The organism is Lentibacillus kapialis, assembly GCF_014646635.1.
Lineage (GTDB): Bacteria > Bacillota > Bacilli > Bacillales > Amphibacillaceae > Lentibacillus > Lentibacillus kapialis.
Genome location: NZ_BMNQ01000130.1, coordinates 1 through 821, shown reverse-complemented (window position 1 = coordinate 821; position 821 = coordinate 1). Strand labels below are relative to the sequence as shown.

The window sequence follows — 821 nt, the reverse complement described above, 5'->3', positions numbered from 1 at the left end:
ACACAACGCTGGACATCGGCTTTCGGGTATATTTCTTTCATCGCTGCTTCCAAACCCGGTAAACCGTCAAATACGCCAAGCAGTACTTCTTCGACTCCGCGCTCGTAAAGGTCACAGAGAATGTCCTTCCAACCGAGGGCGCTTTCCTGACCGCCTACATAGAAGCCGAGAATTTCACGGTATCCTTCTTCCGTAATACCAATGACGATATATACCACTTCATTAGCGACATCATCACGGCGTAACTTAAGATACGTCCCGTCAAGATAAAGGATGGAATATCGCTTGTTTAATTGGCGCTGCTGCCAGGCTTCAATGTTCTCAACCGTTGCATCCGTGATGTTGCTAACCGTTGTTGCCGAGTAAGCCGATCCCAGCATGTGCTCAATCATTTGGGCGATTTCACGTGTGCTCACGCCTTTTTGATACATCCTTGTGACGGTTTCTCCAACCCATTGATCACGGCGCTGATATGGGTCGAATAGCTCCGTCTGAAATTCATTGTGACGATCGCGCGGAATGGCAAGATCATCAATGTGGCCATACTTGGTATCAAGCGAACGTGGGTAATAGCCGTTCTTCACCTGCTTTAATTCAGGATGTTCTACGTTGAAAAATTGCTCCCTTTCTTCCTCCACTATCGTTTCAAGCTGATCTTTGACAAAATCTCGGACAAGGCTGTCCATTTGATTCATAAAGCTATCTTTCGATATACTTTGAGACATGGTAGGGTTTCTCCTCTCTTTTTTTCTGTCCAATTTTGAGGATACCCTACCTCTTTTTTTGTCTCAAAGAATCTACACAAACTATTTTACGTCATC

At 45.2% G+C, this 821-nt stretch carries 1 protein-coding gene; it reads right to left on the bottom strand.

The window, feature by feature from the left end; translation table 11 throughout:
• Positions 1-725, bottom strand: a 725-nt coding sequence (locus IEW67_RS17940) for an IS256 family transposase (protein ID WP_188634433.1), incomplete at its 3' end; no start/stop codon positions are given.
• Positions 726-821 lie beyond the last annotated feature (96 nt).